Consider the following 7,150-nt stretch of genomic DNA (forward strand, 5'->3'; position numbering starts at 1 on the left):
TATCGCAGTCAGCATCAAACTTCTCTGTATCTGCGTTATAAATACAGGGCCCTCCCATCGTCGACACCCACATTTTCCGGCCAGGCAGCTCATAAAAGCCGGTAATATTATTAGCTCTCAGGGAAGTGCTGTCATTGTGATCCTTACGGAATATCTTACAGGAATAGCCATCATAGCGGTTCAGTCCATAAGTAGTTCCAAACCACAAAAAACCATCCCCATCTTTTAGCACTGCGTTTACCTGGTTATGAGAAAGCCCATTATAGGTATTAATCTTTGAAAAATTAAAATGTACACTTTGTGATAAAGCTGTAACGGATTGCAGCAATAAAACAAACCCCAAAAGGTAACGCATCAAAGTAGGTTTTAGGTATAAATAATTATCCGGCATTCATACAATTCCGGTTGGCGCCGCTTTCCTGTTCGGGTCGCCAGGAACGATCGTTTCAGCATATTATAACATTTCATGCCCTGATACGAAATATTCTATACAACTTATTACGGGGCAGTGTATTTAACTTTATAATATTATTCCACGTAAATATTTTGCCCTATTATGAAAATATGGTCACTGCCTCCCGTTTCCCGGACTTCCCTTCATTATACGATCTGTTTAAAAAGTCCGTACTCACAAAATACGATTTTAAGTGTCAATTAAACACATAAATATTTACTACAACTAGTCAGTGATGATCAAAGAGGATGGGGGCTCTTTAAGATTTCGAAAATGATGTAATGATGCTGACCTGTTGCTTTAAAAAGAACCCTTGCAATACCGCCGGCTATTTCATCTAAGTTCGCGGTTACTGTGGTATCTGCAGATGATTTGCTGTTATAATTTTTTACACAACAAAGGTAAAAGGTCCTTCATTTTCGTGGAACAGACTCCATTTGGCAAATATAGCTTTTTCTTCCAGACGCACTACTCATATAAATATAGTTAATAATCATTTTCAACCTGATCTAAAAAGACTAACACCAGGAAACATTTTTCCATTCTATTCGCGCTGTTAAAATACAGATGCAAACTTCTATTTGTAGTGGCCGGAATTTTCTTATCAATTCCTGCCTGGAGTCAGCTGCCAACAGCACAGCAGGTAGCCAGCCAGATGAGAGTTGGCTGGAACCTTGGCAATACGCTGGAGGCTATTTGTGGCGAAAATGCCTGGCAGATGCCTCCTGGGGTACCATGTTTTACTATTGGGGGAATGGCGCCTCAGACTTTGGCCTGTTTAACCGTAGTACAATGGACGATGGAAAGCGCCGGTGGATTTGTAAAGTTAAGAAACAGGGCAACTGGTTTATATCTTGATGGCCTCGGCCAGACAGGCAACGGATCCGACCTGGCGCAATGGAATACAAAGGAAACATCAATTCAGTTCCACAATTGCTTTAACAACCCCTTTAGAAGGATCTGACAGGCCTTCAAATTCCGTTGTAATATTCTCAAATGCTATACGGTGAGTAATATAATTTCCAGGTTGCACCCAACCGTTTTTTATAGCTGTTACAACGTGGTCAAAATCTTCCCGTGTTGCATTACGACTGCTCATTAACGTAGCTTCACGCTTATGAAATTCCGGATGACTGAAACTGATATCTGCTTTCTGCAAACCCACCAGGATATATCTGCCACCATGCGCTATATACTGAAAGCTGTTATTGATTGCACTCAAGCTACCAGTAGCGTCAATGACTACCGCAGGCATATCGCCATTCGTAATAGCCGCCAGTTGATCCACCACGTTTTCAGTAGAAGCATCGATGACATGATCCACTTTTAGTTTCCCGCTGCAAAACGCTAATCTCTGTGCATTTATATCAACAACAATTACCTTACCACCTGCAATACGTGCAAATTCCATGATGCCCAGCCCAATCGGTCCGGCGCCAATAACCAATACGTACTCACCGGGTTTTACATCCGCCCTCCTGATACTGTGTGCGCCAATGGCTAAAGGCTCTACAAGGGCCAGGGCATCATAACCCAGGCCATCACCATGTACTAACGTATACGCGGGAACATTCAGGTATTCCACCATTCCTCCGTCGATGTGAACGCCGCAAACATTCATCTTAACACAGCAATTAGGCTTCCCTGACCTGCACGCAATACAATTCCCACAGTTGAGGTAAGGAATAAACGTCACTACCTCTCCGTTTGTAAATCCTGCTGCCCCGTTGGCATCTGCCAGTTCCCCCGATAGTTCATGACCTAATACACGGGGATAGTTAAAATAAGGCTGTGTTCCTTTGAAGGCATGCAGATCCGTGCCACAAACACCGATCCTGCGGATCCTGATCTGGACATAGCCTTCTCCCGGCGCCTGCCTTTCGGTTTCCTGCAGTACTAATCTTCCCGGTTCCTCACAAACTATTGTTCGCATGTTATTTTTTTAAAGTTGAAAGATTTGCTTCATCATCACCCATTTCTCTCCTTCTTTTGCCCAGGGTAATGGTTGCTGGAACTTTGACATTAACTGTTCCCACTCCTGCACTTTAGGATTGGCTGCATCCGATGCTTTTTTGTCCTGCTCATTATACAAATCGGTCGTCTCCATAATCATCATTAAGCGGTTGCCTGTTCTATAAATCTCCATTTCAGCAATCCCGGCGTTCAGGATACTCTTTCTTACTTCCGGCCAGCCATTTTCTGCTTTGTGCCAGTATTCATATTCCGCAATATATTGAGGATCGTCTTTCAGATCAAGGGCTAAACAGTATCTTTTCATAGCGACATTTAATATTTACAAATAACCGGCGGCATAGGCAGGATCAATCAATCCTCCAATTTCCATTTCCTTCCAGAACCCCTCGGGGATCATTGAATGGGGCAATGCAACATTTTGTGCCACCCTTTCCGCCTGCGTAGTATTTAAAGCTATACTTCTCACGCCGGGTGCGCTCATGCCAAAAACCACACACGCCGCTACCGGCGCTACATTGTAATTGGTACATAACCGGTAAAACTGATCCCGCCAATCGTATAAGGTTTTATCTTTTACCGGGTCTGTTAACTGATAGTTGTAATAAGCGGATCCGGTAAGAAAACCACCGTTAAAAACGGATGAATTTATAATGGCAATATCCTGCTGTTCCAGCTTTAACATAAAATCTACCAACGCCGCAGGGTGGCTATGAACAGTCATACTGTTTGCAATCATCACCCAATCCAGTTTTACATCTTCCGCTATTTTTGCTATGATCCGCCAATCCTTGGCTCCTACTCCAATGGCGCTGACCTTACCCGCCTGCTTCAGCTCATGTAAGGCCCGGTAGGCATCCAGTATATCCTGATAACGTTGCTGCCGCTCCTGTTCACTCTTTGATGCTGCGAGGTATTCATCCGGGTCGTGCACGGATACCAGTTCCGCATGATAGTCGCCCAATAATTTATTGCCCTGTTCATAACATTCCAGGATGCCGTAGTAACTTATTTTCTGAACGGCATCATGTTCCAGGTTTCGCCATACGCCCGGTTCAAAAGTGGGTTCTGCCGTTTTTAGTTCGGTACGCAGCCACCCCAGCTTATTACTGATCAGCACATCCGACGGTTTGACCTGCAATTGTTTTAAGCTCCGGCCCAACTGCTCTAATGCCAGCCCGGCGCCATATTTACCGGCGGAATCAAATATAACCGGACCTGGCGAACATTTCAGGCATTCCTTTACGATGGATAGCTTTGTTTCATCCGGGAGCGCTACATATAAATTTCCCAACCCGCTGGTGCCAAAAATTACTTTTGGCAATATGAGTTTTTCCATACCAGACATCACTTATTATCAAAGAATAGTTGAAGCAATTAATTTTTCAGGCCTCACTTTTACACGATGACCTTTGAACCCAAAAAAGGCCACCGCTATGAAGCAGACCAATGGCACCATGTACCCGTATTGAATATTTCCCGTTACATCACTGATATAGCCAAATACCCGCGGCAGAATAGCGCCTCCTACAATAGACATAATGATTAAACTACTCCCAAACTCGGTGTCGCCGCGTAAATCCCTGATGCCAAGGGCAAAAATAGTAGGAAACATAATAGACATGAAAAAGCAGATGCCAACTACCGTATAAATCGTGATCATACCAGACCCGCAGACCGCAATTATGCAAAGCAAAATATTAATGACTGCATATACTGCCAGTAACCCCGACGAGCTGAAATGTTGCATTAAATAAGTTCCCATAAATCTTCCCACTAAAAATGCCAGGCCGCACACTCCCAGGTAATCAGCCGCCTTTACCTCCGTTACACCGGCGGCCTTTGTGGCATAGAGAATAAACAAGCTAAACACACATACCTGGGCGCCTACGTAAAAGAACTGTGCAATAACACTCCACGTCAGATGATGGTGTTTAAAAGCATGGAAAATATTCTTGCTCGCTGCATGCCCTTCATTTGTCTGAATCGCCGGCAAGCGGGTGAAGGCAAAAATGACCGCTATCAATACCAACACACTTCCTAAAATAAAATATGGCATTTTTACGGTGGCAGCTTCGGCAGCAAGGGCCAGCTGCCGGCCTTCATTCGTCATTGTACTTAATTCCGCTACGGTATACCCTTTTGTAAGGATAACACGCGCTCCTATTACTGGCGCCAGTGTGGCAGCCAATCCATTAAATGATTGTGCAAAATTTAGTCGCTGTGTGGAAGATGCAGGATCTCCAAGCGACGATGCATAAGGATTAGCCGCTGTTTCCAGAATTGTCAGACCACAGGCGATAATAAATAACGCAATAAGAAAAAACGTATACTGCTGCGTGTTGGCAGCTGGAATGAATAAAAAAGAGCCCAATGCAAAAACCAGCAAACCGGTGATAATCCCGGTTTTATAGCCATATTTCTTCATAATAAATCCTGCGGGCAAAGCCATCAGAAAATAAGCAATAAACACGGCGGAATCAACCAGGGTAGCCTGAACAGTAGTAAGCGTAAATGATTTCTGCAGATGCGGTATCAATATAGGATCAAGATTATGTGCAAAACCCCATAGGAAAAACAGGCTTGTAATCAGGATAAACGGGAAGAGTGTATGGTTCTTTGCCATATATGAATCTTAAATTTTGCGGGTGACTGACCAGGATTTATCTATGGCGCCTGCATCAGTCACCTGCTTTGTTCTGATAAGAGGTAACATGTGTACGTACTTATCCAAATATTAAACGATAGCCCCCTCAATTTTTAATACAAATGCCTCTTTACATGGTACTTGTTCCGGCAACTGCACCTTTAAACCTTCGGACGTTTGCTGAAAGTTCAGCCTTTCATTTCCCAGCAGGCTTACCTGACTCACCTGTCCCACCCGGTTATTTGCAGCCAGGGTTTTAACTAATACCGTATTATTTGCCGGACATCCCAACATAATTGCATAAAGTGTTTTTCCTTTTGTGGTAAAACGAATATCCTCTGCTCCAAATGGTTTGCCTTTTCCTTCGTTAAAACCCTGCGCACTCAAAGCCACCACTGATTCCATGGCTGGCCCTTCCCCAAATACATTCCAGGGGCGGGTGCTGTAGATGGCTTCACTGTTCACCTGCATCCATGCAGCCACCTGTTCTACTACGGCCCGCTCCTCACTATCAATGGAACCATCGCCACGTACCGGAATATTAAGTAAAAGATTACCGTTTTTACTTACCACATCGGCCAGCGTATGTACTACCGTTGTGGCACTTTTATAACCTTTGTTATCAAACAGGCGGCGGTCATAATGCCAGCCCCCGATACAAGTGTCTGTTTGCCAGGGCAAGGGTTCTATCTGATTACTTTGTCCGCGCTCAATATCCCATATCATACATTTTCGCTGTTGCTCATTCAACATCTTACCAAACAAGGCAGCCTGCAATTTTCCGTGTTTTTTGATACTGGTATTATAAAGATGCGCCGCTATTTTTAAACCTGCATCGCTCACTGGCCAAAGTGGCAACGCATTGTCATCAAAATAAACGAGTTCAGGGCCATATTTATCAATGAGTTCAATGGTGCGGTTTAAAAAACTGTCGCAGTAAGCTTTACTGGGCACATTTGCGCCATTCCCCCAGTCCCAGTAGGCTCCCATGTTACCTTTCAGACTATCTTTACTCAAAGCATGATTTTGAGCATATAGTTCCTGGGGATCATAACCATTCCACCACTTGTTACGCCCATCGGCTTTAGTTAGTTTACCATCATAAGGAACACCGGCGTAGGGTCCGTTTTTATCGGCGCGCTGAGCCACCTCATACCAGGTCCAGGCATGCGAAGCGTGAACTGTTACACCAAAGGGCAGGCCCTCTTCCCTGGCTGCTTTTGCCCAGCCTCCAATAAGATCTTTTTTGGGTCCCAGCTTAGTAGCATTCCACCGGTGATATTTACTGTCGTACAAGTCAAAATTATCGTGGTGATTAGCCATCGCCATAAAGTACCTGGCGCCGGCCTTTTTGTACAGGGCAACCAGTTCTTCCGGATGCCAGTTCTCTGCCTTCCATTCGTTTATTACGTCCTTAAACCCAAATTTTGAAGGGTGACCATATTTTTGAAGATGGTACTTATAATGACCACTCCCTTCCTCATACATACCGCGGGCATACCAATCGCCATGTTCCGGCTGACATTGGGGTCCCCAATGCGCCCAGATGCCAAATTTCGCATCACGAAACCAATCGGGTACCTGGTATTGCCCGAGCGAATCCCAGGTAGGCTGAAATGGACCTGGCGCCAAACGTGGTGTTGAATGAGTTTTTAACAGATTGTGTGCAAAAAGATCAGATAGATATAGGGATGATATGCCTGTCGCCAGACCTTTAATCAGCGTTCTTCTTCTCATGGAATTTAATTTTATTGACTACTGCTATATGCCGGAATTACCCTTTTTCTACTGGCATTTCCCGGTTATAAAAGAAACTGGTAATGATAGATCAAACTTACTCCGAAACACTCACCAAACATTTGGCTTAATTAGACTTTTTCTTATACAAAACCGACTATTTACTTATCATTGCTATGGCAAAAGCATAATATTGGAAGAATAAATTAGCTGTCAGGCAGCCAACAGTATTCCCGATCGGGTGTTCTAGCCGATAATTGTATTGTATGATCAAAAGAACACTAAAACAAACATTCACGTTATTGAACGTTGACCACGTAAACCTTGATTCCAAATGGAAT

General features: G+C 44.0%; 7 protein-coding genes. 1 reads left to right on the forward strand and 6 read right to left on the reverse strand.

Annotated features, from left to right (window positions below; genetic code table 11):
- A partial coding sequence (locus tag VN105_RS14215; protein ID WP_325641975.1) for a ligand-binding sensor domain-containing protein occupies nt 1-355 on the reverse strand: 355 nt, incomplete at its 3' end.
- Nucleotides 356-1,040: 685 nt separating this feature from the next.
- Here VN105_RS14215 and VN105_RS14220 point away from each other — a divergent pair.
- A complete protein-coding gene (locus VN105_RS14220; RefSeq protein ID WP_325641977.1) occupies nt 1,041-1,418 on the forward strand; it encodes a hypothetical protein in 378 nt (125 codons plus the stop codon).
- Here the strand turns inward: VN105_RS14220 and VN105_RS14225 are convergent.
- The 5 genes from VN105_RS14225 to VN105_RS14245 form a co-directional block, all read right to left on the reverse strand.
- The gene (locus VN105_RS14225; RefSeq protein ID WP_325641979.1) at nt 1,371-2,387 is read right to left on the reverse strand and encodes a zinc-binding alcohol dehydrogenase family protein; all 1,017 of its coding nucleotides are present in this window, start codon (nt 2,385-2,387) and stop codon (nt 1,371-1,373) included. The genes VN105_RS14220 and VN105_RS14225 overlap by 48 nt on opposite strands.
- A 9-nt stretch (nt 2,388-2,396) precedes the next feature.
- Nucleotides 2,397-2,732 (reverse strand): L-rhamnose mutarotase, encoded by a 336-nt coding sequence (locus VN105_RS14230; protein ID WP_325641981.1) that lies wholly within the window; start codon nt 2,730-2,732, stop codon nt 2,397-2,399.
- A gap of 15 nt (nt 2,733-2,747) precedes the next feature.
- The gene (locus tag VN105_RS14235) at nt 2,748-3,764 is read right to left on the reverse strand and encodes an aldo/keto reductase (protein ID WP_325641983.1); all 1,017 of its coding nucleotides are present in this window, start codon (nt 3,762-3,764) and stop codon (nt 2,748-2,750) included.
- Nucleotides 3,765-3,782: 18 nt separating this feature from the next.
- Nucleotides 3,783-5,051 (reverse strand): L-fucose:H+ symporter permease, encoded by a 1,269-nt coding sequence (gene fucP / locus VN105_RS14240; protein WP_325641985.1) that lies wholly within the window; start codon nt 5,049-5,051, stop codon nt 3,783-3,785.
- A gap of 111 nt (nt 5,052-5,162) precedes the next feature.
- Nucleotides 5,163-6,704 (reverse strand): alpha-L-fucosidase, encoded by a 1,542-nt coding sequence (locus tag VN105_RS14245; RefSeq protein WP_325641987.1) that lies wholly within the window; start codon nt 6,702-6,704, stop codon nt 5,163-5,165.
- Between the last annotated feature and the right edge of the window lie 446 nt (nt 6,705-7,150).

Source organism: Chitinophaga sp. (assembly GCF_035564935.1).
GTDB lineage: Bacteria > Bacteroidota > Bacteroidia > Chitinophagales > Chitinophagaceae > Chitinophaga.